This window comes from Alteromonas sp. 1_MG-2023, assembly GCF_030547075.1.
Taxonomy (GTDB): Bacteria; Pseudomonadota; Gammaproteobacteria; order Enterobacterales; family Alteromonadaceae; genus Alteromonas.
The window spans coordinates 206,358-232,000 of record NZ_JAUOQH010000004.1 but is presented as its reverse complement, the minus strand read 5'-3'; the positions used below and the strand labels follow the sequence as shown (position 1 = coordinate 232,000).

At 44.5% G+C, this 25,643-nt stretch carries 21 protein-coding genes; 12 read left to right on the top strand and 9 right to left on the bottom strand.

Annotated elements, in window-relative coordinates:
* The first annotated feature begins 115 nt into the window (after positions 1 to 115).
* Entirely contained in the window at positions 116 to 1,954 is a 1,839-nt protein-coding gene (gene recQ, locus Q4561_RS06115; RefSeq protein ID WP_303458529.1) for a DNA helicase RecQ, read from the top strand.
* A gap of 55 nt (positions 1,955 to 2,009) precedes the next feature.
* On the opposite strand, the gene Q4561_RS06110 is transcribed toward recQ, so the two are convergent.
* Positions 2,010 to 2,678, bottom strand: a complete 669-nt coding sequence (locus Q4561_RS06110; protein ID WP_303458370.1) for a glutathione S-transferase family protein — start codon at positions 2,676 to 2,678, stop codon at positions 2,010 to 2,012.
* Between the two features lie 207 nt (positions 2,679 to 2,885).
* Between Q4561_RS06110 and Q4561_RS06105 the strand changes: the two genes are divergently transcribed.
* The 8 genes from Q4561_RS06105 to Q4561_RS06070 all read left to right on the top strand — a co-directional run bounded on the left by Q4561_RS06105 (position 2,886) and on the right by Q4561_RS06070 (position 13,157).
* On the top strand, positions 2,886 to 4,313 hold the full coding sequence (locus Q4561_RS06105; protein WP_303458368.1) for a YdiU family protein: 1,428 nt from the start codon (positions 2,886 to 2,888) through the stop codon (positions 4,311 to 4,313).
* Positions 4,301 to 4,609, top strand: a complete 309-nt coding sequence (locus Q4561_RS06100; protein ID WP_303458367.1) for a DUF3630 family protein — start codon at positions 4,301 to 4,303, stop codon at positions 4,607 to 4,609. The genes Q4561_RS06105 and Q4561_RS06100 overlap by 13 nt, the downstream gene beginning before the upstream one ends.
* 102 nt (positions 4,610 to 4,711) lie before the next feature.
* Positions 4,712 to 7,573: an EAL domain-containing protein gene (locus tag Q4561_RS06095; protein WP_303458365.1), complete on the top strand. Its 2,862-nt coding sequence runs from the start codon at positions 4,712 to 4,714 to the stop codon at positions 7,571 to 7,573.
* A gap of 155 nt (positions 7,574 to 7,728) precedes the next feature.
* Positions 7,729 to 8,343 (top strand): GTP cyclohydrolase II, encoded by a 615-nt coding sequence (ribA, locus tag Q4561_RS06090; protein WP_303458364.1) that lies wholly within the window; start codon positions 7,729 to 7,731, stop codon positions 8,341 to 8,343.
* A 162-nt stretch (positions 8,344 to 8,505) separates the two neighbouring features.
* Positions 8,506 to 9,840 carry a DUF3300 domain-containing protein gene (locus Q4561_RS06085; protein ID WP_303458362.1) on the top strand — a complete coding sequence of 445 codons (1,335 nt, stop codon included), beginning with the start codon at positions 8,506 to 8,508 and terminating at the stop codon, positions 9,838 to 9,840.
* 144 nt (positions 9,841 to 9,984) lie between these two features.
* Positions 9,985 to 10,974: a zinc transporter ZntB gene (locus Q4561_RS06080; protein ID WP_303458360.1), complete on the top strand. Its 990-nt coding sequence runs from the start codon at positions 9,985 to 9,987 to the stop codon at positions 10,972 to 10,974.
* Positions 10,975 to 11,142: 168 nt separating this feature from the next.
* A complete protein-coding gene (locus Q4561_RS06075) occupies positions 11,143 to 12,624 on the top strand; it encodes a methyl-accepting chemotaxis protein (RefSeq protein WP_303458359.1) in 1,482 nt (493 codons plus the stop codon).
* 47 nt (positions 12,625 to 12,671) lie between these two features.
* The gene (locus tag Q4561_RS06070) at positions 12,672 to 13,157 is read left to right on the top strand and encodes a DUF6436 domain-containing protein (RefSeq protein WP_303458358.1); all 486 of its coding nucleotides are present in this window, start codon (positions 12,672 to 12,674) and stop codon (positions 13,155 to 13,157) included.
* On the opposite strand, the gene Q4561_RS06065 is transcribed toward Q4561_RS06070, so the two are convergent.
* The 6 genes from Q4561_RS06065 to Q4561_RS06040 all read right to left on the bottom strand — a co-directional run bounded on the left by Q4561_RS06065 (position 13,154) and on the right by Q4561_RS06040 (position 21,949).
* Positions 13,154 to 14,122, bottom strand: coding sequence for a histone deacetylase family protein (locus Q4561_RS06065; protein WP_303458357.1), 969 nt, complete (start codon positions 14,120 to 14,122; stop codon positions 13,154 to 13,156). The genes Q4561_RS06070 and Q4561_RS06065 overlap by 4 nt on opposite strands.
* A complete protein-coding gene (locus Q4561_RS06060; protein WP_303458356.1) occupies positions 14,119 to 15,960 on the bottom strand; it encodes a bifunctional acetyl-CoA hydrolase/transferase family protein/GNAT family N-acetyltransferase in 1,842 nt (613 codons plus the stop codon). The genes Q4561_RS06065 and Q4561_RS06060 overlap by 4 nt, the downstream gene beginning before the upstream one ends.
* A gap of 112 nt (positions 15,961 to 16,072) precedes the next feature.
* Complete coding sequence (locus tag Q4561_RS06055) at positions 16,073 to 16,573, bottom strand: alpha/beta fold hydrolase (RefSeq protein WP_303458355.1); 501 nt, start codon at positions 16,571 to 16,573, stop codon at positions 16,073 to 16,075.
* Positions 16,574 to 16,594: 21 nt separating this feature from the next.
* The gene (locus Q4561_RS06050; RefSeq protein ID WP_303458353.1) at positions 16,595 to 19,693 is read right to left on the bottom strand and encodes an efflux RND transporter permease subunit; all 3,099 of its coding nucleotides are present in this window, start codon (positions 19,691 to 19,693) and stop codon (positions 16,595 to 16,597) included.
* Between the two features lie 17 nt (positions 19,694 to 19,710).
* A complete protein-coding gene (locus Q4561_RS06045) occupies positions 19,711 to 20,853 on the bottom strand; it encodes an efflux RND transporter periplasmic adaptor subunit (protein WP_303458351.1) in 1,143 nt (380 codons plus the stop codon).
* 424 nt (positions 20,854 to 21,277) lie between these two features.
* Entirely contained in the window at positions 21,278 to 21,949 is a 672-nt protein-coding gene (locus Q4561_RS06040; protein WP_303458350.1) for a DNA-J related domain-containing protein, read from the bottom strand.
* A gap of 239 nt (positions 21,950 to 22,188) precedes the next feature.
* On the opposite strand from Q4561_RS06040, the gene Q4561_RS06035 reads away from it, so the two are divergent.
* Positions 22,189 to 22,905: a DUF1499 domain-containing protein gene (locus tag Q4561_RS06035; protein WP_303458348.1), complete on the top strand. Its 717-nt coding sequence runs from the start codon at positions 22,189 to 22,191 to the stop codon at positions 22,903 to 22,905.
* An 82-nt stretch (positions 22,906 to 22,987) separates the two neighbouring features.
* Here the strand turns inward: Q4561_RS06035 and Q4561_RS06030 are convergent, their stop codons facing one another.
* Together Q4561_RS06030 and Q4561_RS06025 are read right to left on the bottom strand one after the other, a co-directional pair.
* The gene (locus tag Q4561_RS06030; protein WP_303458347.1) at positions 22,988 to 23,305 is read right to left on the bottom strand and encodes a multidrug efflux SMR transporter; all 318 of its coding nucleotides are present in this window, start codon (positions 23,303 to 23,305) and stop codon (positions 22,988 to 22,990) included.
* A 56-nt stretch (positions 23,306 to 23,361) separates the two neighbouring features.
* On the bottom strand, positions 23,362 to 23,964 hold the full coding sequence (locus Q4561_RS06025) for a LysE/ArgO family amino acid transporter (RefSeq protein ID WP_303458346.1): 603 nt from the start codon (positions 23,962 to 23,964) through the stop codon (positions 23,362 to 23,364).
* 184 nt (positions 23,965 to 24,148) lie between these two features.
* On the opposite strand from Q4561_RS06025, the gene Q4561_RS06020 reads away from it, so the two are divergent.
* Positions 24,149 to 25,036 carry an ArgP/LysG family DNA-binding transcriptional regulator gene (locus tag Q4561_RS06020; RefSeq protein WP_303458345.1) on the top strand — a complete coding sequence of 296 codons (888 nt, stop codon included), beginning with the start codon at positions 24,149 to 24,151 and terminating at the stop codon, positions 25,034 to 25,036.
* A complete protein-coding gene (locus Q4561_RS06015; protein WP_303458344.1) occupies positions 25,033 to 25,626 on the top strand; it encodes a bifunctional 2-polyprenyl-6-hydroxyphenol methylase/3-demethylubiquinol 3-O-methyltransferase UbiG in 594 nt (197 codons plus the stop codon). The genes Q4561_RS06020 and Q4561_RS06015 overlap by 4 nt, the downstream gene beginning before the upstream one ends.
* Positions 25,627 to 25,643: the final 17 nt, after the last annotated feature.

Below are 25,643 nucleotides of genomic sequence, written 5' to 3'. Positions count from 1 at the left end.
TAAATTGCCGCACTGTTTTAATTTGTTATACCTTTTCATATGACTTCTGAATTTTAGTCCAGTTTTTGCGTTTGTTTCGTGAAGAATAGTGGAAAAACGCGTAAAATCCCCCGCCATGACTTCTGTAATTGCCGACACCACTATTAGTTCTCCCATTTCCGATGCACTAACCCCTGAAAACGTTTTAAAAAATGTGTTCGGGTATGATGATTTTCGCGACGGACAAGGAGACGTTATCCACCATGTATGCAAGGGTGGAGATTCACTTGTACTGCTACCTACCGGTGGCGGTAAGTCTATGTGCTACCAAATTCCGGCCCTTATTCGCCCGGGTACCGGTATTGTAGTGTCGCCGCTTATCTCGTTAATGCAAGATCAAGTCGAACAGTTAAAAGCGTTAGGGGTGAAAGCTGCGTACCTGAACTCAACACTCAGTCAGGAAGACCAAGCCAGTATTTCAGAGCAACTGGTGTCTAATCAGTTAGATTTATTGTATGTCTCCCCTGAGCGCTTACTTCAATTTGGCTTTCAGCAAACCCTTCGCACCACTGAAGTGGCGTTATTCGCCATCGATGAAGCGCACTGCGTGTCACATTGGGGCCACGATTTCAGGCATGACTACCGTGCACTCGGCCAGATTAAATCGCGCTTTCCTGACATTCCGGTGATTGGCTTAACCGCCACAGCCGATATCGCTACCCAAAGTGATATTCTCGCCCAACTGCAACTTAATGAACCATTGGTTTATAAAGGCAGTTTCGATAGACCCAATATTCGTTATCGGGTGATGGCAAAATATAAAGCCTTCGAACAAGTCGTTGACTACGTTAAGCAACAAGAAGGCAGCGGGATTATTTATTGTAATAGCCGCGCCAAAGTAGACGACTTGCACGCCAAACTATTCAAACAAGGTTTTCGCTGTGCGGCCTATCATGCGGGTATGGATGCCGATGAGCGAGAACTCGTTCAGCGCCAGTTTTTGAACGACAAAATTGATATTGTGGTGGCCACCGTTGCCTTCGGTATGGGTATTAACAAGTCGAACGTGCGTTACGTTGTACATCATGATGTGCCACGAAGTGTTGAAAGTTACTATCAAGAAACAGGGCGCGCAGGTCGTGATGGACTTGAATCTGAAGCCATGTTGCTGTTCGACGAAAAAGACGCGGCTCGGGTACGTCAGTGGATAGAACAAGGTGAGCAAGCCGATAGAAATGCCATCGAACTTCAAAAATTTGCGGCTATGGAAGCATTTTCTGAAGCGCAAACCTGCCGCCGACAAGTGTTGCTTAACTATTTTTCTCAGTTTAGCGATAGTGCCTGTGGTAACTGTGATATTTGCCTAGACCCACCCACCATGATTGATGGCTTGGTCATTAGCCAAAAAGTGCTTTCTTGTATTCTTAGGCTTTCGCAGCAAGCCTCTACCCAATATCTTATTGATGTATTGCGCGGCAAACAACTAAAGCGCTTGCAAGAAGCAGGGCACCACCAGCTTTCAACGTATGGCATTGGCAAAGACAAATCTGATAGTTACTGGAACAACATGATTAACCAGCTTATTCATAAGGGGTTGATACGGGTTGATATTACTGCGCATGCAGCGCTTCGGTTAACAGAAGCCGCTCGGCCTGTACTTAAAGGCGAAGTGCCGGTGCAGTTGGCAGTGCCTAGACTAGAATTCAAGCCAGACAAAAAAGCGAAGCAAGCACCTGCTAACTACGACCGCACCTTATTTATGCGCTTAAAGCACTTACGTAAAGTGCTAGCAGAAGAAAACGAAGTGCCGCCGTACGTTGTGTTTAGTGATGCCACGCTAGTAGATATGGCCGCTAAGCTACCGACTACCCGCAATACTATGTTGGATGTAAGCGGCGTAGGGCAAACCAAACTATCTCGCTATGGCGATGCCTTTATGCAGCTTATTGATGACTACATAAATCGTGAACATTAAAAGCCCTAAGTCGCGACGCTAGGCTAAGTCGTATTGCTAACCTAGGCCGCGACGCCTAGGCGTAAGCGTATTCGCCACCTTTCTCAAGCGCCTTTTTATAGGCAGGCCTTGCGTGAACCCGCTTAACGTATTCGCGAATAGCAGGAAAATCTTTCGCATTACCGCTTGCCACTAACGACTCTAACGGGAATATCATCTGAACATCGGCCCCTGTCGGTTGTTCACCGGCAAACCAAGCATGGTGGGCTAAGTATGATTCTACATAGCGCAAACTCTGGGCTAAGTTAGGCCCATAATAGGCATTCAAAATACCATCAATTAGCTTATTCGTGATGGGCTTGATAAAGAAAGGCTTAGACCCTTTTTGACGGGCTTTTTCAAGTACCAGCCTAGCCACTAGCGGCGGCATTAACGAGCCCTCGGCAAAGTGTAACCAAAATAAATATTGCTGCAGGTTTTCGCCACTTTCAGGCGAAGAAAACGTAGTTTGTCCATACTGACGAACCAAGTACTCAACAATGGCACCCGATTCAGCAATAGCACCCTCGGGCGTGGTAAGCACAGGCGAACGACCTAATGGGTGCACTGCTCTTAGTGCATCTGGCGCAAGATTAGTTTTGCTATCTCGCTGATAGTGTTCAATATTATAGTCTACTCCAAGCTCCTCCAATAACCATAAAATACGTTGTGAGCGGGAGTTATTCAAATGATGTAATGTAAGCATAGCGCGTCCTTGGGCCGAATATGTGGCCGTCTATTTTTTATTACTGGCATAGGTGTTTTATACACGTTTTATGTAAGGTAAGTTTAATTTTAATCTGTGATAAGTTGCACTGTGTCTCACTGATGTAAATGCCCCTTTTATTGGCGGTCACATTTTGCTACTTTCCGCCTTATGCATTGTTGCATGCCGTTGGGTAATTATTAAATTATGGGTTTATTAAATCGCTACGCAGAAACCCTAACAGGGCTGGGCAGTTTTGTACTTCCTGAACCGTTAAAAGACATGCAAGTTGGCTTATTTAATACCCAGTTAGCCAACGAACTTGCGCTGCCTGATGACTTGATGCAGCCTCAAACCATGCTTGATTGGCTGTATTCCCCCGTTACGCCACTTACCCAACATGCATTTGCGCAAAAGTACGGTGGCCATCAGTTTGGTCAATGGAACCCTGAATTAGGTGATGGGCGTGGGCTGCTTTTAGCAGAAACGACTGATTCACAGGGCCACCCGCAAGATCTCCATCTAAAAGGTGCCGGCCCAACGCCCTATTCAAGACACGCAGATGGGCGGGCTGTATTACGTTCAACGCTAAGAGAATATATTGGCGGGGAAGCGTTGCATTCTTTGGGTATACCGTCGAGTCGTTCACTGTGCTTATTTACCAGTTCAGATACGGTATATCGTGAGCGGCCTGAAACCGGTGCCATGATGATTCGAACAGCCCCCAGTCACATTCGCTTTGGCCACTTTGAATATTATTTTTATTCGAGCCAAACCGATAATTTACAAAGCTTGCTCGATTTCACCATTGAACACCATTTTCCCGAATGCAAAGAAGCGCTAAACCCTTATGCTTCATTGCTAAAGGCTGTGGTATCTCGTACCGCTAGATTAGTTGCCTTGTGGCAAACCCACGGGTTCGTACATGGGGTAATGAACACTGACAATATGTCGATTCATGGCATTACGTTCGATTATGGGCCTTATGCCTTTTTAGACACCTACGAGTCTGAGGCGGTATTTAACCACTCCGATCATCAAGGTCGTTATGCGTTTAATCAGCAACCAGGGATTGCACTTTGGAATTTAAACGCTTTGGCTCATGCATTTTCAGGTCATTGCTCAATTGATGAAATAAAAGCGGCATTATCGACGTTCGAATCAACCTTTATAACGCAGTATCAGCACCTTATGCTTTCGCGTATGGGGCTTGAGGAAAGCGAACAGGAGCCAAGCCTTGCGCTAATGCAGTCTTGGCTACAAATACTTGAAACCCAAAGCCAAGATTACACCTATAACTTTCGTCAGTTAGCATTAGCAGATATAAACAATATCCAGTGCCCTTTTCGCGATACATTCGTTGACAGAGAAAAACTAGATGCATGGTGGGAAACCTACCGTGAACTGCGCTTGGCCAAACAAGGTCAATCTCAGCTATTGTCGCTAAACCCTGCAGTTATTCCTCGTACCCATTTGCTTCAGCAGGCAATTGCACTGGCTGAGAAAGATGATTTTTCACTGGCGGAAGCATTGCTAGAAGCCGCGAGTACACCCTTTGATACTAAATGGGACATTCACCCATTTTCCAAACCACCCGCATCAACATCACACACGAGCTTGTCATGCAGCAGTTAACTATACAAAATATTAAGGCTTCATCTAAAATTAACGGCCAAGCGCTGTTTATCGATATGCCGCTTCCTTCCACGCCTTTAAAAGCACAGCAATGGGAGCAAACTTTCTGCTCCTTGTTTAGTTTAAATGCCACAAATCAAGAGTGGGGAGCAGACCGGTATCAAGTCACGCTAAGCCATGGCAGCTTTAGCTGTATGATGTTTATTGAGTGGCTATGTGAGGCCATTTGGCTTGAGCCAATAGGGAGCAATGAAAATGCTCACGACCTCTATGAATATTTGTTTAATGAAAAATGATGGTCTTTTCATCATTCTTTTTATCATTTTGATCCCCAAAATCAGAATCTTCCGTTACTATTAGTGTATTCACCTTTAATAATATACGTTTATAAGGTAGCTATGCCATTTATCAAAAAGGGAATTTTGGCATTCGTCATCGCGTTCATCACCTTATCTACTTGGGCATTAGGCTCGGCTGCGCAAAATTCAGCAGTAGCAGCCGAATTCACGGTTGATGAATCGTTTCGTGTAGCCACCATTAACGATAGCAGCTCATTCTTCGTTGCTCATAAATCGATGACGTATTTAGATGTACTTCACCCATCTAGCCCCTTAACCAGTGGTATTCCCCTTACCCGAAAAAATAGCCGACTCTGGATTTCAAGTGAAATAAGGAATGATGGGTTTAGCACTATTCCCTTGGTGCTGAATATAGACCGGCTCAACATTAATGACTTACAGATTTACCTACTAGATGGCAATGCCCGCATTATAAAATCTTACCGCTATCAAGCTGGTAAAGGCGATTTTTCGTTAAAGAAGCCCTTCTCTGCTATTCGTTTAAGCTTTTCGCTGACTCCCCAAGAAGATGTACGTTTAGTGATTGGGGTATACGATGACGGGCTTCGCTACTTCCCTATTTCTTTGTGGGAAAAACAAGAACTTAAACAATACGATGAAACCATGCTTATTCTGCTGGGTATTGTGTTGGGGATGCTCACAGTATTAACCGGCTATTTCTTGCTGTCGTATTTATATCAGCGCACGCCAGCCCGTTTCTGGCTCACCATTACTAATTTCGTTTTATTTGCCCTATTCTTTGTTGCACAAGGTGGCCTTGCTACTTGGCCGTCTTTGACGAACGCGAGTGAAATAACCTTTGCCTGCCTGATAGGCCTTAGTTTTCTGATGCTGGCGAAAGTGACTCATAGTCTATTCTCGCCTATTCCTTTAGCCCTTAGGCTACTTACTTTTGCGCTTCCTATTGCCATGACTATCGCGGCGTTAGCCAGCAATGCATTCGATGCTACCCGTATTCTTTTTGCTGCCAGCCCTATCATTGCTATCTATCATCTTGCGTTGGCATTCATTTACAAAGACAAACAAAATTTAGCCTCTAGTCGCTTATTCGCATTCGCGTGGGTGTTTGTATTCATGCTCTATGCGGTGTTTGCGAAAGTGGCCTTCGACGACATGTTTTATACCGCTTCCATTATCATGGTTATCTTAACCTTGCTGGCGTTATCCTTGCTGTGTTTAGGCTTTGCTGTTGAATTAAAAGAGAGAAATATCAGCCGAGTAAAGTTGTCTGAAAATGAAGCAACTATCAGCAGCCTTCATCACTTTTACGACCTGTTCAGAAACTCCAGTGAAGGACTCTATACTTCTACCTTAGAGGGGGAGCTCAAAACCGTTAACCCTGCCATGTGTGCATTGTTTGGCTATCCGAACGAGTCCAAAATGCTGGAGCAAGTAAAAAACACCAAGCAGTTTTACGCCAATATTGAAGACCGCGATGTATTAGTCGGAGAGTTACTCCATAGTGGTCAGGTTTCAACACGAGAAATTAAAGGAATGCGTTCCAACGGCAGTGCATTTTGGTTTTCCATCTCTTGCCAAGTACGAAAAAACGACGACAGTAGCTTTTTATATGGCTCTATTATCGATGTTACCGAGAAGAAGCAATCAGACTCTAGCCTGCAATTTATGGCTACCCACGACTCCCTAACAGGGGTGTACAATAGGCGTCAGTTTGAAACTACCCTAACCGCTAAGCTCAGTGAAAAGTCGACTATACCGCCGTGTATACTGTATCTCGATTTAGACCGATTTAAACTGGTTAACGATACTTCGGGTCATAAAGCGGGTGATGCCCTGTTAAAAGACATTGCTCACTTACTGGAAAAGTCCCTGCCTAATGAGGCGATGTTGGCCCGAATTAGTGGCGATGAATTTGCCGTTATATTTGAAAACCAACCAGAAGAAGCGACTTACTTACAAGCTGTTCAATTATTGAATGCCGTTCAGGCTTATCGTTTTTCATGGGAAAACCGAATATTTAGCCTCGGGGTTAGCATTGGTATGGTTGTGTGTTCCGAGCCGAACGGCACTGCCGAGCAGTACATTTGTATGGCTGACGCCGCGTGCTACTACGCGAAAGATCAAGGCCGCAATCAAATTCATAAGTACAGCAAAGACGATGAAAGTACCCTGCGTTATCAAGACGAACTTGACTGGGTTAACACTATTCAACTTGCGCTATCTGAAGACAGATTCCTGCTGTACTACCAGCCTCTTAGGCCGCTAAGCAGACCCAATGACGGCCACTATTACGAAGTACTTTTACGTTTAAAACAAACCGATGGCAGTATTATCGAGCCCGCAGCGTTTTTACCCACCGCTGAACGCTTTGAGATGAATGTCAAAATAGATAAATGGGTAATTACTAATACCTTTAACTGGCTAAGTGAGAATCCTGAGCATTTATCTAAATTGAAGCGCTGTAGCATCAATTTGAACTGCCACTCGTTAGCCGATAGAGACTTTAAACTCTTTGTATTAAATGCGTTTGAGCGTTATAAAATACCTTACGATAAAATTTGCTTCGAAATGATTGAGTCAGTAGCCATTATTAAAATGGAATACACCATCGACTTTATGCGCACTTTCCATCGATTAGGTTGCTCATTTGCATTAGATGATTTTGGTAGAGGGTTTGCCTCCTATGGGTATTTAAAGCACTTGCCTGTAGATGTAGTCAAAATTGACGGCACTTTCATTAAAGACATGCGAGCAGATCCGGTAGATGTGGCTATGGTTTCATCGATTAAAGACGTAGCGAAAGCCTTGGGAATGCAGACCGTAGGTGAGTTTGTAGAATCTGATGCCACCATGACACAGCTGGGGAATATGGGTGTCGATTTTGCGCAAGGCTTCGGCGTTGCCCCCCCTGCCCCCCTTATTGACTTCAAACCGTTATAACCTAAAACCGATTAGGCTATGGTATTACTACACTTTGAAATGGGTATATTGTAACATTCGCGCATTAATAAATGGGGAGATGAACCTGTCTCAAGCCCTTGTAAAAGGCAAGAACACCCCCACATAAACGCTTATGATCCAGGTGTAGAAGTAACATGAGCAGCAAACAGCCTAAATACGAATATGTCAGTTCCGCAAAATTACCCACTCGTCACGGTAATTTTAAAATCCATGGTTTCGTTGAAGCCAGTGGACAGGAGCATGTTGCCCTTTCCTACGGTGAATGGAAAGAAGATGATGTGGTACCCATCCGCATACATTCAGAATGCCTAACCGGTGACTCTTTGTTTAGCACCCGTTGCGACTGTGGTTTTCAGTTAGAGAAAGCCATGCAAAATATTGCCGAGAATGGTTTTGGTGTTTTACTTTACCTTCGTCAGGAAGGCCGCGGTATCGGTCTACTCAATAAAATTCGTGCCTACAATTTACAAGATAGTGGTTTAGATACGGTTGAAGCGAATGAACATCTCGGTTTTGATGCCGACTTACGTAGTTACGATATTTGTAAGTTAATGCTTGATACCTTAAATGTTCACCGTGTTGAATTGATGACGAATAATCCGAAGAAAATGGCCGCGCTTAAGTCGCTGGGTATTGATGTAGTGGCTCGTAAACCTATCGATCATGGTATTACAGAAGACAATAAAAACTACATTAAGACCAAAACTGAAAAGCTTGGACACGCGTTCGATCCTCACTCTTTCAAGTAAACTCCTTTCTATAAAGTCTTGTCCAACCTGAATGGAAAAATTCAGGTTGGTTCAGGTTACGTTAATAACCGCTGGGTTATAACACATACAGACTTTATGACATTGCCTGCATAAAATGCTCAGTTATTAGCATTCCCACGTAGAGTAATGTAAGGAGAACGTATGAAAAAACTGACTTTAGCTTTACTCGTTGCCATGGGAACACTGTCGACATCATTTCCCATTGTAGCCTCAGCTACGTCTGATCCAGGCACTGCGATAGACAATTATCAGTATTCAGATGCTGAGCTAGATAGCCTACTTGCGCCTATTGCACTCTATCCCGATACCTTGCTTACTCATATTATGATTGCGGCTACCTACCCCCTTGATGTGGTTGCAGCAGACAGATGGCGTCAAAGTAACTTGCACCTTACCCCTGAACAAGTAGAGCAAGCATTAGAACCTGTAACTTGGGATCCTAGCGTAAAAGCCTTGGCTGCATTCACGGACATTTTGCATACCATGGCAGAGGACCTTAACTGGTTACAAGAACTTGGTGATAATGTGCTTATTAGTGAAGCTCGCGTGCTTGATAGGGTGCAACTGCTTCGCCAGCACGCCCTTGATGCGGGTAACTTAGCATCGAATGATTACCTTGAAGTAGAGCGCGAAATAGAACAAGAGCGCAGTGTGATTGTTATCGCCCCTCGCCATAGAGATGTGGTTTACGTGCCTTACTATGACCCGCTTATTGTATTCGGGCTTTGGTCTCATGCCATCGCGCCTGTGCATTGGCACCATAGAGTTAGCTACCGTCATCGCGGGAATTTTTTCTGGGCACCGCAAGTTAGGCTTTCAAGCTTATTCTATTTTGGCGGTATTCGTTGGAGTAACCGACATGTGGTGATCCACAGAGAGCCTGTGAGAACTTATTATAGAGGTACGCCGAACAAGCGTGTTTATAGTAAAGGTTATCAACGCTGGCAGCATAATGCTGACCATCGTAGAGCCCGCTACTCGAACCGTTTAGTGCATAGTGCGCCAAAGCAATATAGCAGTAATCGTACGGTAAAAGTTCGAAGTAATGAGCGAGGTAACACTCGGGTTGTCAACGCCAAGTCTTCAAGACAAACGCAGACAAGCGTGCCTCAAAATAATCAACTTAAAGGACAGACTTCGCGCAATGTGAATGTGGCCAATAAGCAGTTGAAAACGCCACGTGCGGTGAACAATACTCGCCAGCAGGTATCTCCTAGAAATAGCACGACGACGCGAACAGTCGCCACGACTAAAACCGTAAAACGTGAGAGTAATAAGGCTTCAGGGCAGAAGTACCAGCAAGGCGCTTCTACTCATGTAAAGCGGGCGCAAACTAGCTCTAAAAATACGCAAGCTAGGGATACACGCACAGCGTCTAACCGTTCGTCTATATCGCAACAACGTTCTACACGGAATGTTAATCGCAGCGCTAGTCGTGACAGAAATGGACAAAGTAAGTCTCATTCACATAAGTAGTTAGAGACAAGCATGTCACTCACTTAAATACCAAACGCGCCATGTTTATACAGGCGCGTTTTTTTTTCGCTACCAATTTTATTGGAAAGCGGCTATATCTGTGCGTAGTATGAGGTACATTCTAAGATACTGTAATCGGTACCTATGCACCTAGCTTCAACCACTCATGCCTTGTTATGGGCCTATCAACTCTCTCCAAATGGTAACGCTAGCATCATTGAGGCCGATGCCATTGTGAGCACGCTAAAACAGTGTGAATCAAATGATGATTACCTTTGGCTTCATGTGCAATCAGATGCTGAAGACGCAGGCACACTTTTACGATCTATTGGCTTTCATCAAACGGTTATAGACAGTTTATTAGCATTGGAAACAAGGCCAAGAGCCATGTCTTTAAACCAAGGTACCTTGGTTTATTTGCGCGGTATTAACAAAAATCCAGATGCTGACCCTGAAGATATGGTGTCGCTTCGAACCTGGTATAACGACAATATTATTATCAGTGCGCGGCGCAAAGACAGACGACTAGCATCAATTCAAAGCCTTCGCGATGACATTACCGCTAACCATGCCCCTTTGTGCCCGTCGGCATTGCTACTTACTATGATCACCAAGGTGGCCGATACCATTTTAGATACGGTAGATGAAATGGACGAAAGCCTTGTAGGGTTTGAAACTCGCGAACAGCTTCGAAAAGAAGACAGGCAGAATTTGTCTGTTGTACGACGCCAAGCAGCATCGATTCGGCGTTACCTTGCACCGCAACGTGATGCATTAGATGCCCTACTTCGTCTTCCTGATGCGTTATCTCATAACCAAAGCTTTGAACTTCGGGAGCAAACCGATCGAATGAGCCGATATGTAGAAGACATGGACTTGCTTAGGGAAAGGGCGATAGTGCTTCAAGATGAATTGCGTAACCGCATAGCCGAGCAACAAGGCGTACGTATGTATGTGCTCTCTATGGTTACCGCTATATTTTTGCCTTTGTCGTTTCTAACTGGGGTTTTCGGCATGAATGTAGGCGGATTGCCGGGCACCGAATCTGCCGATGCCTTTGGGTATTTAATGCTTGGTATGGGCGGCCTTAGCGTTTGTATGCTAGTGGCAATGCTATGGAAAAAATGGCTTTAGAACATGTTTATTGAGTATTTCATTTTCATTAAAAATTATTAATTTTTATTATTTTAGCGTAATGGCTAATAGAACGAATAAGTTTTTTTTCGTAACATCGTTCAAATTAGAAAATTTAGCATTTGTTGCCTACACTTATGGCAAACTGCTTTGGTGGAGAACGGTAATATGCAGTACCCGTGGATATTAGATGGACATAAAATCTTTCGCGTTGTAATTTTGCTTCAATTAGTGATTTCTTTCGTCATTGGTTTTGTAACCGGCGATATCACTACTGCTGCAGTGTTAGGCATTCCTATCGCTGCTCTGCCTTTGTACTTCAGCTTTCAACAGCCTCAGTCTGTCATTAGCCGACATGCGGTTGCTATTGGTATTCAGTTATTTACTGCATTGCATATTCATCAAACCTTCGGGCTTATTGAGATGCATTTCGAAATATTCGTCACATTAGCCTTTCTTTCCTATTTCAGAGACTGGAAAGTCATCGCTACGGCGACATCGGTTGTAGCCGTTCATCATATTAGTTTTTATATTTTGGCCACCCAAGGCGTACCTGTCTTTATTTTTCAAGAAGGCGATTTGTACTTCTCTATTTTACTCATGCATGCTGCGTTCGCATTAGCTGAAGGTGGCTTGTTAATGTACATGGCTAAGCAAGCTCATCAGGAAGGTGCAGGTGCAGCTCAGTTGCGTATTACCATAGAGAATATGCAAAAATCAGAAGGACAAATTGATTTAACCGTACCTTTTGAGCGCGAGAATGAAATACTTCGCCCATTCGGCGAGCTTATAGACCAAGTAAAAGACTTAATCACGCTGGCTTCTTCAATAATGGATGAAGTGGTCAGGGGATGTGAAAAGATGGAAAGTGCGGCAAATAATATGTTTGAAATTAGCCGCAATACGGATCAAGAACTTGCCATGGTATCTGCCTCCTCTGAAGAAATTGCCCAAACCATGCAAATGTCATCAGAACAAACCACCCGTGCTAGCGACAAAGCCAGTGCTGCAGAGGCTTCATCTGGCATCACTCGAGATTCAATCGTAAATACCAGCAAAACCATAGATTCACTTCGAAGCACCTTGAAAGATGCATCAAAAACTAATAGTGCATTAAATGAACAGTGTTCACATATTTCAGATGCAATGCGAGCTATTACCTCGGTTGCCGAACAGACTAACTTGCTAGCGCTTAACGCGGCTATTGAGTCTGCCCGTGCCGGTGAGCATGGTCGAGGCTTCGCTGTTGTAGCCGACGAAGTGCGTACCTTGGCTATTCGTTCTAAAGAAAGTGCTGACCAAATTACCTCCGTTACTGAGCAATTAGTCAGTCAAACCGCTAGCTCGGTAAATCAAATGCAAACCTGTATTCAGCTGGTTGATGAAGCCGTGTTATCGGCTGATAACGCTACCAAAGCTATGTCTGATATCATGTCGCAGATTCAGTTTGCTAGCGAGAGTATGACCGAAATTGCTACTTCTGCCTTTGAGCAAGAAACGGCGTCAGCTTCTATAGCAGAAAGTACAGCAAGATTAAGTGAACTGACTTCTGAAGAACTGGCTACGGCTGAATCTCTTTCCGCCGAAGTAGAAATTCTGTCTCAAATTTCACACAAAATGCGCAGTGCCATTAATCGTTTTAAGCTGTAATGTCAAAAAAAGAAAGTTGGGCGCTGCTCCTAATATGGGCTATAAGCTTGTTAACTGCAGTTTTGTTTTACAGCCAGCGCCAGATTACTGAATTTGACCCACAGGGTACCTTACTTCACCAATCAACTAGCCCTACCTTCGATACATCTTTGATAACTATGCTCAAAGAATACGGTGTACCTGCTGGCAGTATTGTTCACGTAGGTACGCAGGGAAATTGTTATTGCGAAAACTTAACCAAGTCTCATCAAACCCAGTTAATCAATAAACTGGGAGCATTGGGTTATCACGCATTAAACCTAACTATTGAAACAATGCCAAAGTTTGCCAGTATACTCCCTTCCGTGCCTGCGCTTATTGTTATCGACGCAAAGTTTAACCTACGATATCTAGGCCCTTACGCAACAGGCTACGGCTGCTTTACTGGCAAAAACTTGGTTGATGAAATTAGTGGATATGCTTCAAGCCCGTCATACGTAAGTGCAGTGGTAAAAACTGAAGCAGATGGATGCTTCTGTAGCCCGCACTATTAAGGGTTCGATAGCCCCTTTAAATGCGCCACTACACTTCGCCCTAACGCACTCAAATCGTAGCCACCTTCAAGTGTGCTAACCACACGCCCGTTGCAGCAAACATCAGCTATACGCCTTATGTGTTGGCTTATCCAATAGTAATCATCTTCGGTAAGGCGTAAGTGCGCCATGGGATCTTCAGCGTGGCCATCAAACCCTGCTGATATAAGAATAAGCTCAGGCTGAAAATTCTCTAACGCATTAAACCAATGAGACACTTTTTCCCTAAAAACATCGCCGGTGGTGCCGGCATCTATCGGCACAGATAATATATTGCTAGCTGAGACAGGAGCGCCGCTGTGAGGATAAAACGGATGCTGAAAGCTAGAGCACATCATGATGCGCTGATCACCGGCGATAATATTTTCAGTGCCATTACCATGGTGTACATCGAAATCGATAATAGCAACACGAGAGAGTTGGTATGTTTGTAGCGCATACCGCGCCGCAATCACCACATTATTAAACAGGCAAAAACCCATTGAACTATCATAAGTCGCGTGATGGCCAGGAGGGCGTGCTGCACAAAACGCTTGTCGGTCTTCCCCTTGCATGACCCAATCCACCGCATTACAACCAGCTCCCGCCGATTCTAAGGCTGCCGGTAAAGTGCATTGCATCATACCGGTATCATCATCTAACCACGTAACCGGATTGGCATCTTTATGCTTAGCATCTGGATGTGCTATAGCATCAACCGACAACGTATTCGCCCGCTCAAAAACGCTTTTTACGTACTCAGGGCTGTGCGCCAGAGCCAGGTAAGCTTCTGCAATGGGTTTCGCATCAGCATGTTCACACACCATTTCTAAGCCCGACGCTAATAATTGATCGTCTATGGCGTATAGCCTATCGGGTGATTCAGGATGCTCTGGCCCTAGGTCATGTTTAACGCAGTGTTTTCCACGATAAATTCGAATGGTCATGGTAACTCGCTCACGTTTAGTACTAACTCAACGTCACTCGGGTCACCGGTAAAGAGGCGTTTAAACTGCATTTGTTCAAAAATGGTGATCATGGGCGTATTTTCTCCCCTAACGTAGGCTACCATCTGGCCAATTTCGCGCGCTTTCGCGATACGAATAAGCTCATTCAACAACCGACTTGCCATGCCTTTACCCTGCTGCGTTTCTCGGGTAACAAAGGCCACTTCACAAGAGTTATTACTGGCGTTGTAATAAAATCGGCCTACGGCATGAATGGTAATTCGAGACCCTTCTTGGCGCACTATGCACAAGGCCACGTCAGAGGTTTGATCGATACTGACTAAGTTACACGACTTCTCTCTGGACATTTGTTTGGGATCGTAGTTGTAGCGCAGGCGCAGGGTTTCTTTTGTGTGCGAATAAAAGAACTCTTGAAGGCGGCGTTCATCGGCTGGGTTTAATGGCCGCATATAGAATTTCTCGCCTTGAATATTCAGCCGCTTAAGTTGAATGGCCCCTAGCTCTGGTATATCTGTCGGGTACTTTTCTTGGTAATGGGGTACCCAGTAGTGCTGCCTAACCTCTTCTAATAACTGGGATCTGAATTTAGGGTGCGCCACCCGAATAAGCTCCAACGCCCGCTCACGAATACTTTTTCCTTTAAGAGAAGCAATACCGTACTCGGTTACCACATATTGCACATTACCCCGCGAAGTAACGACACCAGCGCCTTCTGCAATACGAGGGGTAATACGAGAGATGCTTTCGTTTTTGGCCGTTGATGGCAATGCAATAATAGCCTTGCCTCCTTTACTAATAGACGCGCCTGTCACAAAATCGACCTGCCCACCAATACCACTGTAGAAATCATATCCAAGGGAGTCGGCCACAACTTGACCGGTTAAATCCACTTCCAATGCACTATTGATAGCCACCATGTTGTCATTTTTAGCCACATTGGTGGGCTTGTTCACATAGCTGCTAGGGTAAAACTCAATATGCGGGTTGTTATTAATAAGGTCATAGAGCTTGCGCGTACCAATGGCGAAACTGGTCACCACTTTGCCGGGGTGAAAAGTTTTCTTTTTATTGGTTACCGCGCCCGAAGCCAAAAGCTCAATAATGCTATCGGTTAGCATTTCGCTGTGAATACCTAAATCTTTGTGGTTGCACAGGTATTTGAGTGTAGCGCTAGGAATTTTACCAATACCAAATTGCAGCGTAGCGCCATCATCCACCAGCATAGACACATATTGGCCAATACGTTCTGCCACGCTATCGATAGGCGGAGGCATCACTTCAACTAAAGGCTCGTTAGCTTCAATGCAAGCAGTAATTTCGCTTATATGAATATAGGAATGCCCTGATGTACGGGGAACTTGCGGGTTAATTTGCGCAATCACGTATTTGCTTTGGCGTACCGCTGACATCGCAATATCAACCGAGGCACCTAACGAGCAATAGCCAAATTCATCAGGAGGGCTGACATTTACAAGGGCAGCATCTAAAGAGAGTGTACCGTCGCTAAATAAACTGGAAATTTCAGATAAAAATACGGGAGTATAGTCGGCTCTGCCTTCATCAACAGCTTGCCGCATGGCTTGCCCACCAATAAAGAAGGTATTGGCTTTGAAGAGGTTTTTGTACTCATCCTTAACCCAGCGCGTATCGCCAAGTGCCAGCATGTGTACCAACTCAATATCGCTAAAACCACCGCTGTTATCAATTAAATGCTGTATCAATGCATAAGGTACTGATGCATTTCCACCTACAAATAATCGACAGCCCGATTTTATCAGCGCTTTCCAATCTGGTTCAGACGGTAAACCTATTGCCATACCCTCGGCCTTATTCCCGCTAATCTGTACCACTATAATGACACATTTTTCCCGTTGTGCGATACCAAGCTCGCAAGACAACGGGAAAAACGATAACGCGGCAAAGCATCTACTAGTTCAGTGTAAACGGATGCAACCAATTGCGAAAGAAAGGCGATATAGCAAACATACTGTTTGACAGTCGGTGACCATCTTCTAACAGTAATAGCTGCGAATTACGCAACTTAGCATAATCGATACTGTGGGCTACCGGAATAATGTCATCATTCCAGCCGTGAATGACACTAGTTTTGCCAGTAAAGTTGTATTCTTGTACTTCGTAGTTTGGCATATAGAGCGCAGGCGCTAGTAAGAACAAGCCCCTAGCTATTACCCTTTCAGCGGCCACTAAAGACACATAGCCGCCCATACTCGATCCCACCAGTATAACTTCATCGCCTTGCTCTTCAACCGTCTCCACTAAGCGTGTAATACGGTCTTCAGGGGAAGGTAAGTCTTGGTAATCCACACTAATAACATTAAAGCCAACATCGCTAGCTACGTTAGACAATGTAGTGATCTTACTGCCCCAAGGGCCACTTTCTTTTCCATGAGAAAAAATGACAGTTGTCATCGTAAAACCTCAACGTCTAAGTTATTTATCTTGTTTATGAAACAGCTTTTCAACCATAACGTAAAACATAGGTACAAAGAAAATAGCTAAGAAGGTGGCAGCAAACATGCCCCCCATCACCGCAATACCTATTGCGTTCTGGCTTGCTGAACCTGCACCACTAGCCATTGCCAGCGGTGTTACACCGAGTATAAAGGCCATAGATGTCATTAATATGGGGCGAAAACGCTGTGAAGCTGCATTTGAAACCGCCGTCATTAAATCTACGCCTTCTTCGTATTGGTCTTTTGCGAACTCTACAATAAGAATGGCATTTTTCGCTGCTAATCCTACCGTGGTAAGGAAAGCCACCTGCAAGTAAACATCGTTTGGTAAATTGAATAAAAACGCTGCGGTTACCGAGCCCAAAATACCTAAAGGTACCACTAACATTACTGCAAATGGCACCGACCAACTTTCATATAATGCTGCTAGGCACAAGAAAACGATAAGAATAGAAATAGTGTACAACATAGGTGCTTGCGAACCTGCTTGTTGCTCTTCAAAGGATAGCCCTGACCATTCAATAGCATAACCGTCAGGCAATTGGGCAACTAGCTTCTCCATTTCATCCATGGCTTCACCAGATGAAACGCCTTGTGCAGGGCTGCCTTGAATGTTAACTGATGAAATACCATTAAAACGTTCAAGCTTTGGCGAACCATACACCCACTGCGTAGAAGCAAAGGTGCTAAATGCCACCATATCACCGTCAGCGTTACGAACAAACCATTTATCTAGATCGTCAGGCGACATGCGATATTTTGCATCGGCTTGCATATAAACCCGTTTAATACGACCTTTATCAATGAAGTCGTTTACGTAACTTGAGCCCCATGCAATTTGTAGCGCACTGTTTATTTCACTTAGGTTTAACCCCAGTGCAGAAGCTTTTTCGCTGTCTATATTCACCTTAAACTGAGGTACGTCGCTTAACCCATTCGGGCGTACACCCGCTAGTTTAGGGTTTTGCGCTGCCATGCCTAATAACTGATTACGCGCATCCATTAACGCCTCGTGACCATTGCTTCCACGATCTACAAGCTGCATATCAAAACCTGTCGCGTTACCTAATTCCATAATAGGCGGTGGCACTATTGGAAATGCTGAAGCATCTTCAATCTGACTAAATGCCCCAAAGGCCCGGCCTACTAATGCAAATGCTGAGTCACTTTCGTCTCGTACGCTCCAGTCATTTAAGTTTACAAACCCCATACCTGCGTTTTGTGCTTGGCCTGCAAAACTAAAACCGACTACCGTAAACAAGCCATTAACTGCACCTTGCTCTTGCTCTAAGAAGAAGTCTTCGGCCTTTTTAACCGACTCTAAGGTACGCCCAGCGGTTGCACCTGGAGGCGTACTGATTAGCACCATTAAGCGACCTTGGTCTTCATCGGGTAAGAACGCACCAGGCAATTGGGCAAAAATATACGCCATGCCCGCCACTAAAATACCGTATACCGCGAAGTAGCGTTTGGCACGTTTGGCCATGTGGGTAGTGGTTCTTTGATAGCGGTCGCGGCCTTTGTTAAACGTACGGTTAAACCAACCAAAGAAGCCCTTGTCTTTGTCGTGCTCGGGGTCGTGTTGTTTTAGCAGCGTGGCACACAATGAAGGTGACAATATAATCGCCACCAATACCGAGAAGCCCATGGCAGATACGATAGTAATTGAGAACTGGCGATAAATAGCCCCGGCAGATCCACTGAAAAAGGCCATAGGAATAAATACCGTGGATAACACCGCGGCTATACCTACTAACGCACCAGTAATCTGTGTCATGGATTTTTTAGTGGCTTCAGCGGGCGGTAAGCCCTCTTCTTCCATAATACGTTCAACGTTTTCAACAACTACGATAGCGTCATCCACTAGCAAGCCGATGGCGAGCACCATGGCAAACATAGTTAATACATTAATGCTGTAGCCAAACGCCAGTAATACCGCAAAGGTACCTAGTAATACCACCGGAACTGCAATGGTAGGAATAAGGGTGGCGCGCCAATTTTGCAAAAACAGCAGCATGACGAAGAAAACCAGTACTACAGCTTCAATCAGTGTGTGCACCACCGACTCTATCGACAATTCAATAAAGGGCGACGCATCAACCGGATAAACCACTTTAACGCTGTCTGGCAGGTTTACCCGTAGTTCTTCAACACGTTGTTTTACTGCGTTGATGGTATCTAGTGCGTTCGCACCAGACGCTAAGCTAATCGCCATCCCTGAGGCAGGGTGACGGTCGTAACGAACGATAACATCATAGCTTTCTGCACCTAGTTCAACCCGTGCAACATCGCGTACGCGTACTTGAGAACCATCTGTGTTTACTCGCAGCACGATGCTTTCAAAATCGTCTACGGTCTGTAAGCGCGACTGAGCCTGAATAGTAGCGTTGATTTGCTGGCCTTGAATGGCGGGGAGGCCACCTAATTGCCCAGCTGACACATCGGTATTTTGTACTTCTACTGCCCCTTGAACATCTACCGGCGTTAGGTTGTAGCTGTATAGTTTGTCTGGGTCTAACCATATACGCATTGAGCGCTGTGCACCGAAGACTCGCACGCTACCCACACCATTAACACGGGATACAGAATCACGGAATTGAGATACCAATAAGTCACTTAAATCGTACTGGCTCATTTGCCCCGTTTCGTCGTAAAAGCCAATAGCTAACGAGAACGCTGAGTTAGACTTTGCAACGGTAACCCCTTGTTGTTGCACCTGAGAGGGTAACAAAGGAAGTGCTGCTTGAACTTTGTTTTGAGTTTGCACTTGCGCAATATCAGGATCGGTGCCTGGCTCAAAGGTAAGGCTAATAGACATGCTGCTATTTGAGCTACTGGCAGAAAAATAACGTAAGTTATCGATACCAGATAAGTTTTGCTCAACCACCTGAGTAACCGAATTTTCAACGGTTTCCGCTGAAGCACCAGGGTAAGTCGCGGTAATTGTTACCGTAGGTGGCGCAACTTTAGGGTATTGCTCAATTGGTAAGGTATAGATGGCAAGTACCCCAGCCATCATAGTAATAATTGCGAGTACCCATGCAAACACGGGTCGGTCGATAAAAAAGCGAGCCATAGTAAACTAATCCTTTCTTAACGTGAGCCGCGTGACGTTGACTGCCACTCGCTGGGGTTTACTTTACTGCCTGGCTTTACTTTTTGGTAACCTAAAACAACCAGTCTATCGCCTTCATTAATGCCCGACGTGGCAATGTATTGGTCTTTATAAATATCGCTAATTTGCAATACGCGAGCTTCTATTTCGTCACTACTATTCACAACATATACCGATAATGAACCGTCTTGCTGACGCATAGTGGCGCGCTGAGGTACTAACAGAGCCTGTTCTGTGCCAGTTATAACATGGCCCTTCACGAATAAGCCTGGAAGTAATAATCCGTCGGGGTTTGGCATTTCGGCGCGAAGAGCTACAGAGCCAGTACTTTCATCTACCGTCACTTCTGAAAATTTCACGCTTCCAGTATGTTCGTATTTTTTACCCGTTGCTTCATCCACGGTTAACTCTACCGGCATAGAACCTTGTTTTTGCATAGCTTGGCGAAGGGTGAGTATGGCGCGACCCGACTCCTGCATATCAATGAAGATAGGATTTAATTGCGTGATAGTGGCAAGTTGCTGAGTTTGATTTGTGGTCGCTAGCGTGCCCTCGGTTACAAACGAGCGGCTGATGCGGCCGCTAATTGGCGCGTACACCTTGGTGTAACCTAAATTCACTCGGGCTAAATCTACTGCGGCTTCAGCAACAATAATGGCTGCTTGTGCTTGTTCTCTTTGCGCAATGACATCGTCGTATTCTTGGCGACTAATCGCATTTTTTTTAATGAGGTCGTCGTAGCGACGGGCTTTCGCTTCCAATGTTTTTAAATTCGCTTCGGCACTTTTAACATCAGCAATGGTGCTATTTAACTGGGCACGGTAGCGTGCATCATCAATTTGATAAAGTTGCTGACCTTTTTCAACCTGTGCGCCTTCTTCAAATAAACGCTCTGTAATCACGCCATCAACCTGAGGACGCACCTGAGACTGACGAGATGGGGTGACCCTACCCGGTAAAATCATCTCATGGGTTACCGCTTGGCGTTTCACTGTGAGCACTGACACTGCTGGGGCTGGCATGCCTTGCGGCCCTGCGCTCGCCTGCTCTGACTCAGATGAACATCCTATTACACCTATCAACATAGCTAGGGTAGTAATTACATAAAAAGCGCGTTTCATAATATTTTCTCGAATTTAAAAACTATCGATTACCGGTAAGCACGAACGTTTTACCCATAAACATAAATTTTGGATCTTCAATAACTAGTGATCTTCGTTCACCAAGATTTTCACTAACTTGATTGGCTTCCATGCGCCAGCAGGCTTGAAAACAGAGTTTGTTTTCAAGCCTGCTGGCGGCATTTACAATATTTCAGCAAGTGTAGTAAATAACTATGACGATGGAATTACTCGCTCATTAACGTAAAGAACTCGTAAACCTTAATTCTACTATCAACTACACAATCGACCATTGTGCGGACTTAGACTAACGATTAACAGCGAAGGAAGTTGAAGACACTTATCTTTTCGCCCAGTTGCAGTAAATTTATACTAACCAGCCAACCTAAATGCATAAAACTCGCTTTTCATACCATTTCTGGTGTTAAAGCCCGTAATAAGCTACTAAAGATTGATAAGCCAAAATTACTTGCTGAGCCTGTTCATGACTCCCCCCTTTGTCTGGATGTACTGTCGATAGTTGTTTTCGATAATGCCGTTTAAGTGTAGCTAACGGAACGGGCATACCGTCATCTAAATTCAGTATAGCGTGGTAACTGGCAAGGGCTTCTTTCGATTCTATTTGCGTTATAGCACCCGTCATTTTCTGCCAGAAACTACTTAGCAACGACTCTACCTCGTCTTCATTGGTACTCGCTAAATTGCTCCAGTTGAGATAGTAGGCAGCCAAAGGTTCGCTGCTTTCCAGCGTATTAAAATTACCCCCCGACTTACCCTTGATTACGCCTTTGAGTGGCAATAACACTATACGAGTCGTATGGATATCTAGCTCGCCAACTGATGCTTCACGCCACAGGTTTCGTAGCAAATAAAGGGTATGAAACAAGATGAAATGCGTATTGAATAGTGCGAGGGGTTCGCGCAGCGCATTTTCATTAAATAGCTGATATGGTGGCGACTTAAGTTGGGAAATTAGCGCATACTCGCTAATTCCTTCCTCAAATAGCACTTTCTTTGTGGAAAGTATATCCAGCAACAATTCTACTTTTTGGGAATTGGTGGCACTTAAAGATGGTTTCTTTTGCACATTACCCATAGTAAACCTCTTGTTCTCATCAACCTATAGCATAGCAGAGTGCATTCTCATTCCCTCACTCATACAACCGCATATACGGCTATAAACATTCTTTCGCTATTGTATATATCAAATTTTCGACTACCTAACTCATGTGAGTAGAATCCAATGTGTAAATTTCAGGAAATAGTTGAACTAAAACTAACAAATTGTTGTTAAAGTTGGGTTATTTGAAGCATTAATAATAATTAGGAGCTCATGTGAAAGCACTCATTGCATTAACCAGCATTATTGGATTTTTAATGGTGGTACTACCTGGCCCGCTGTACAAATATGCTGGGGTCGATTTAGGCATCGTTTTTACTTCATTTCGATACGGTGTTTATGTGGGTGGCGCAGCTATTATACTTATCATTTTACAAGTGTTGATAAAGCGCAAAAGCGTCAATTGGGGTAGTATGTTTGTTTTCGCGATATTAGCCTTAATTGCCATTGCCATGCCGGTTCGAATGATGAGTAAAGGCAGCACGGTACCGCCTATCCATGACATTACTACCGATGTTACCAACCCTCCAGCATTTATTGCCATTGCACCACTACGTGAAAATGCGCCTAACCCTATTACTTATGAAGGCGGGGAAGTAACCAGACAACAAATTGATGCTTACCCAGAAATTAAAACTCAATTACTCGCTCAAAGTATCGACGAGGTTTTTGCTGCCAGTGAACGCACTATTGATGCACTGGGCTGGGAACGAGTGACCGATGGGGCATTGCCATATACGCTAGAGGCAACTGAAACAACACAATGGTTTGGATTTAAAGATGATGTGGTTATCCGCTTAAAAGCTAAAGACGATAACACGCTTGTAGATGTACGTAGTAAGTCTAGATTAGGAAGAAGCGATTTAGGTAAAAATGCTGAACGCATTGATACTTTCTTCACTGAACTGCGCGCTGAGTTAAACGCTAATTAATAACCCACGCTTTTCATTGCAGTAAAACAAAAAGCTCAGGCAGTCCCTGAGCTTTTTTATGCAAGATGAAAAGGGGAAATTACTAATGCGCTAATTTTAATACCACAACGCCTGCCACAATAAGGGCAGCGCCACAGTAGCGCGCGATAGAAGTAGGATCGCCATAGAAAATGACACCCACCAAGAAAGTACCCGCCGCACCTATGCCTGTCCATACTGCGTATGCCGTTCCAATAGGAATATTTTTTTGCGCCATCCACAAACAAAAACCACTGGCCGCCATAAACCCTATGGCTAACAATATACCCATTACGCGGGTTTCAGCTTCTTGAGACAACTTTAGCCCTACCGGCCAACCTATTTCCAATAAGCCAGCCACAATCAAATAGACCCAGCTCATTTTTGTCTCCTTTCTAATCTTAATTTTTACCGTTAGCTTTCGGTATTGCTGCTGAATTACAAACTTGCTAACTGAATACTAACCGCACCTAATACCGCGGCATTTAAGCGGTTAAACCAGCGCCAAAACGACGGGCGCTGCATATGGTGAGCGAATTTAGCCGTTAATGTGCTTAGCCCAACAAACCATACGATAGATGCCCAAATCGCACCAAACACAAACCACCATTTATCCACTTGCCACTGGCTGGCAAGGTTGCCCATCAACAACAGCGTATCTAAGTAAAAATGTGGATTCAACCACGTCACCGCCATAGCAATGAGGAACGCACGCTTAAATGACGTTTGCTTCTTCGACATTTCAAGCACCAATGCATCATCTGCCATTGAGGCTTTAAGCTTGTTAAACGCGAACCACAACAGGAAGACCACACCAGCCCATTTAGTCACAGACACTAACAATGGGTACTCCTGTAGCAGTAAGCCAAACCCCATGGCGCCTAAGCTGATAGAAATGGCATCGCTCACTATAAACAACAGTACGAACAACCCTGTCCATTGACGCTTTAAAGATTGCTCGATTAGAAAACTATTTTGTGCTCCAACGGCAATTATTAGGGTGCCGCCCATCACAAAACCACTCAACGCTGCCGCAAACATGAACCAAACCTTAAAAAATTAGAATATATGAATAAGAGGCGCTGATTTTAGCTATCCTTTTCGAACAAATTAAATTAATAATTTTTCTTTTATATTAATTTAATTAATGAAAGTATAGTAAACAGAATATCTGTTCGAAGAACCGTTAACTTATAATAGGTTTGTGCTTTTATGATTGGTTCCCATGCTTGATTACGCGGCCCTACATTGCTTCAGAGAAGTACTACGCTATGGTAGTTTCGAGCGCGGCGCGCAGGCGCTCAACCTAACTCAATCAGCAGTTTCACAGAAAATAAAACGGTTAGAACAACACGTAGGCGGGCCCGTGTTAGTGCGGATAAAGCCTTTAAAAGCAACGCCTCTTGGCGAACAATTGTTATCCCATGTACAGAAAGTCAGTGTACTGGAAGAGCAATTAAACACTCGAAGTGGAACTACTGACCAAGCTTCTCCCTTAAGCGTGGCGGTGAATAACGATGTGCTAGCCACTTGGTTTACTGAAGTGATGGCAAAATTTAGCGAAATCCGTGCAAACCCTGTCCATATTTACAATGCTGATCAAACGCAAACCCGTACATTATTGCAGCAAGGCAAAGTGATGGCTTGTATTAGTCAAACCGGCACGCCAATTACGGGCGGGCAATCAGCAAGGCTGGGTACAATGAACTATCAGCTTTATGCATCAGCTCATTTTATTCAGCGCTATTTACACAATGACATCACCCCCGAGCGAGTAATGCGCACGCCGGGGTTACTTTATGATGAATTTGATGCCACTCTACTTACCGACTATCAACGGGAATGTTTAGATTGCGCACCGTCATTAACCACATGCCATTGGTATCCATCGTCTCACGGCTTTGCAAAAATGGCCCTAGAAGGTGTGGCTTGGGCATTGCTGCCAACCTTACAAGTTGAACAAGAAGTAAAAACCGGGCAGCTCATTTCTCTTTTTCCCGACAAACAACTAGGTGTGCCCTTGTTTTGGCATTGGACAGAACTAGCATCGAATGCCCTTGGCGATTTGAGCCAAGTGGTAAAACTCATTTCAAAAGAACAGTTGAAACCATGAAGTACAACAAGCACATAGCATATTATCACCAGCATGCAGATACATTTGCCAAGCAGTACACTAGCGTGGCGTTTGAAGATGTTCACAATGATTGGCTTTCACTCATTCCACCATTAACGAGTGGAAACATATTAGATATAGGCGCGGGAGCTGGCCGAGATGCAAAAGCGCTGGCCAGCATGGGAAATCAAGTTACCGCTATTGAACCGGCAAGTGCATTAATGCAGTTAGGAAGCCGATTAACAGGGAGTTCAGTCACCTGGGTTAACGATACCCTGCCTTTACTCACCTCACAAAAAAAACACCGCTATGACTTAATTTTGGTTAGCGCGGTATGGATGCACCTCACCCACGTGCAACAACAGCAAAGTTTACAGCGATGCAGCCAGTTACTTTTAACCGATGGGCATTTGGTTATTACTTTGCGTCATGGTGAATTTGATGATGCCAGAGTAGCCACGCCAGTAAACGCTACCTCTACCATTGAATTCGCAAAATCCTGTGGCTTAACAATGCTTCACAACATTGCATCTAACGATAAGCTGCAGCGCCGCCGTGTTAACTGGCAAACCTTGGTTTTTACCAAATAACCCAAAATGTCGCTTCA

Excerpts from the sequence above, each read along its gene's own strand:
- Q4561_RS06040 (WP_303458350.1), bottom strand. The coding sequence starts at position 21,949 with ATGGGTAATGTGCAAAAGAAACCATCTTTAAGTGCCACCAATTCCCAA.
- Q4561_RS06080 (WP_303458360.1), top strand. The coding sequence starts at position 9,985 with ATGCACCTAGCTTCAACCACTCATGCCTTGTTATGGGCCTATCAACTC.
- Q4561_RS06020 (WP_303458345.1), top strand. The coding sequence starts at position 24,149 with ATGCTTGATTACGCGGCCCTACATTGCTTCAGAGAAGTACTACGCTAT.
- Q4561_RS06055 (WP_303458355.1), bottom strand. The coding sequence starts at position 16,573 with ATGACAACTGTCATTTTTTCTCATGGAAAAGAAAGTGGCCCTTGGGGC.
- Q4561_RS06110 (WP_303458370.1), bottom strand. The coding sequence starts at position 2,678 with ATGCTTACATTACATCATTTGAATAACTCCCGCTCACAACGTATTTTA.
- Q4561_RS06025 (WP_303458346.1), bottom strand. The coding sequence starts at position 23,964 with ATGTTTGCGGCAGCGTTGAGTGGTTTTGTGATGGGCGGCACCCTAATA.
- Q4561_RS06015 (WP_303458344.1), top strand. The coding sequence starts at position 25,033 with ATGAAGTACAACAAGCACATAGCATATTATCACCAGCATGCAGATACA.
- Q4561_RS06095 (WP_303458365.1), top strand. The coding sequence starts at position 4,712 with ATGCCATTTATCAAAAAGGGAATTTTGGCATTCGTCATCGCGTTCATC.
- Q4561_RS06050 (WP_303458353.1), bottom strand. The coding sequence starts at position 19,693 with ATGGCTCGCTTTTTTATCGACCGACCCGTGTTTGCATGGGTACTCGCA.
- Q4561_RS06100 (WP_303458367.1), top strand. The coding sequence starts at position 4,301 with ATGCAGCAGTTAACTATACAAAATATTAAGGCTTCATCTAAAATTAAC.
- Q4561_RS06060 (WP_303458356.1), bottom strand. The coding sequence starts at position 15,960 with ATGGCAATAGGTTTACCGTCTGAACCAGATTGGAAAGCGCTGATAAAA.
- Q4561_RS06045 (WP_303458351.1), bottom strand. The coding sequence starts at position 20,853 with ATGAAACGCGCTTTTTATGTAATTACTACCCTAGCTATGTTGATAGGT.
- Q4561_RS06030 (WP_303458347.1), bottom strand. The coding sequence starts at position 23,305 with ATGAGCTGGGTCTATTTGATTGTGGCTGGCTTATTGGAAATAGGTTGG.
- recQ (WP_303458529.1), top strand. The coding sequence starts at position 116 with ATGACTTCTGTAATTGCCGACACCACTATTAGTTCTCCCATTTCCGAT.
- ribA (WP_303458364.1), top strand. The coding sequence starts at position 7,729 with ATGAGCAGCAAACAGCCTAAATACGAATATGTCAGTTCCGCAAAATTA.
- Q4561_RS06075 (WP_303458359.1), top strand. The coding sequence starts at position 11,143 with ATGCAGTACCCGTGGATATTAGATGGACATAAAATCTTTCGCGTTGTA.
- Q4561_RS06105 (WP_303458368.1), top strand. The coding sequence starts at position 2,886 with ATGGGTTTATTAAATCGCTACGCAGAAACCCTAACAGGGCTGGGCAGT.
- Q4561_RS06085 (WP_303458362.1), top strand. The coding sequence starts at position 8,506 with ATGAAAAAACTGACTTTAGCTTTACTCGTTGCCATGGGAACACTGTCG.
- Q4561_RS06065 (WP_303458357.1), bottom strand. The coding sequence starts at position 14,122 with ATGACCATTCGAATTTATCGTGGAAAACACTGCGTTAAACATGACCTA.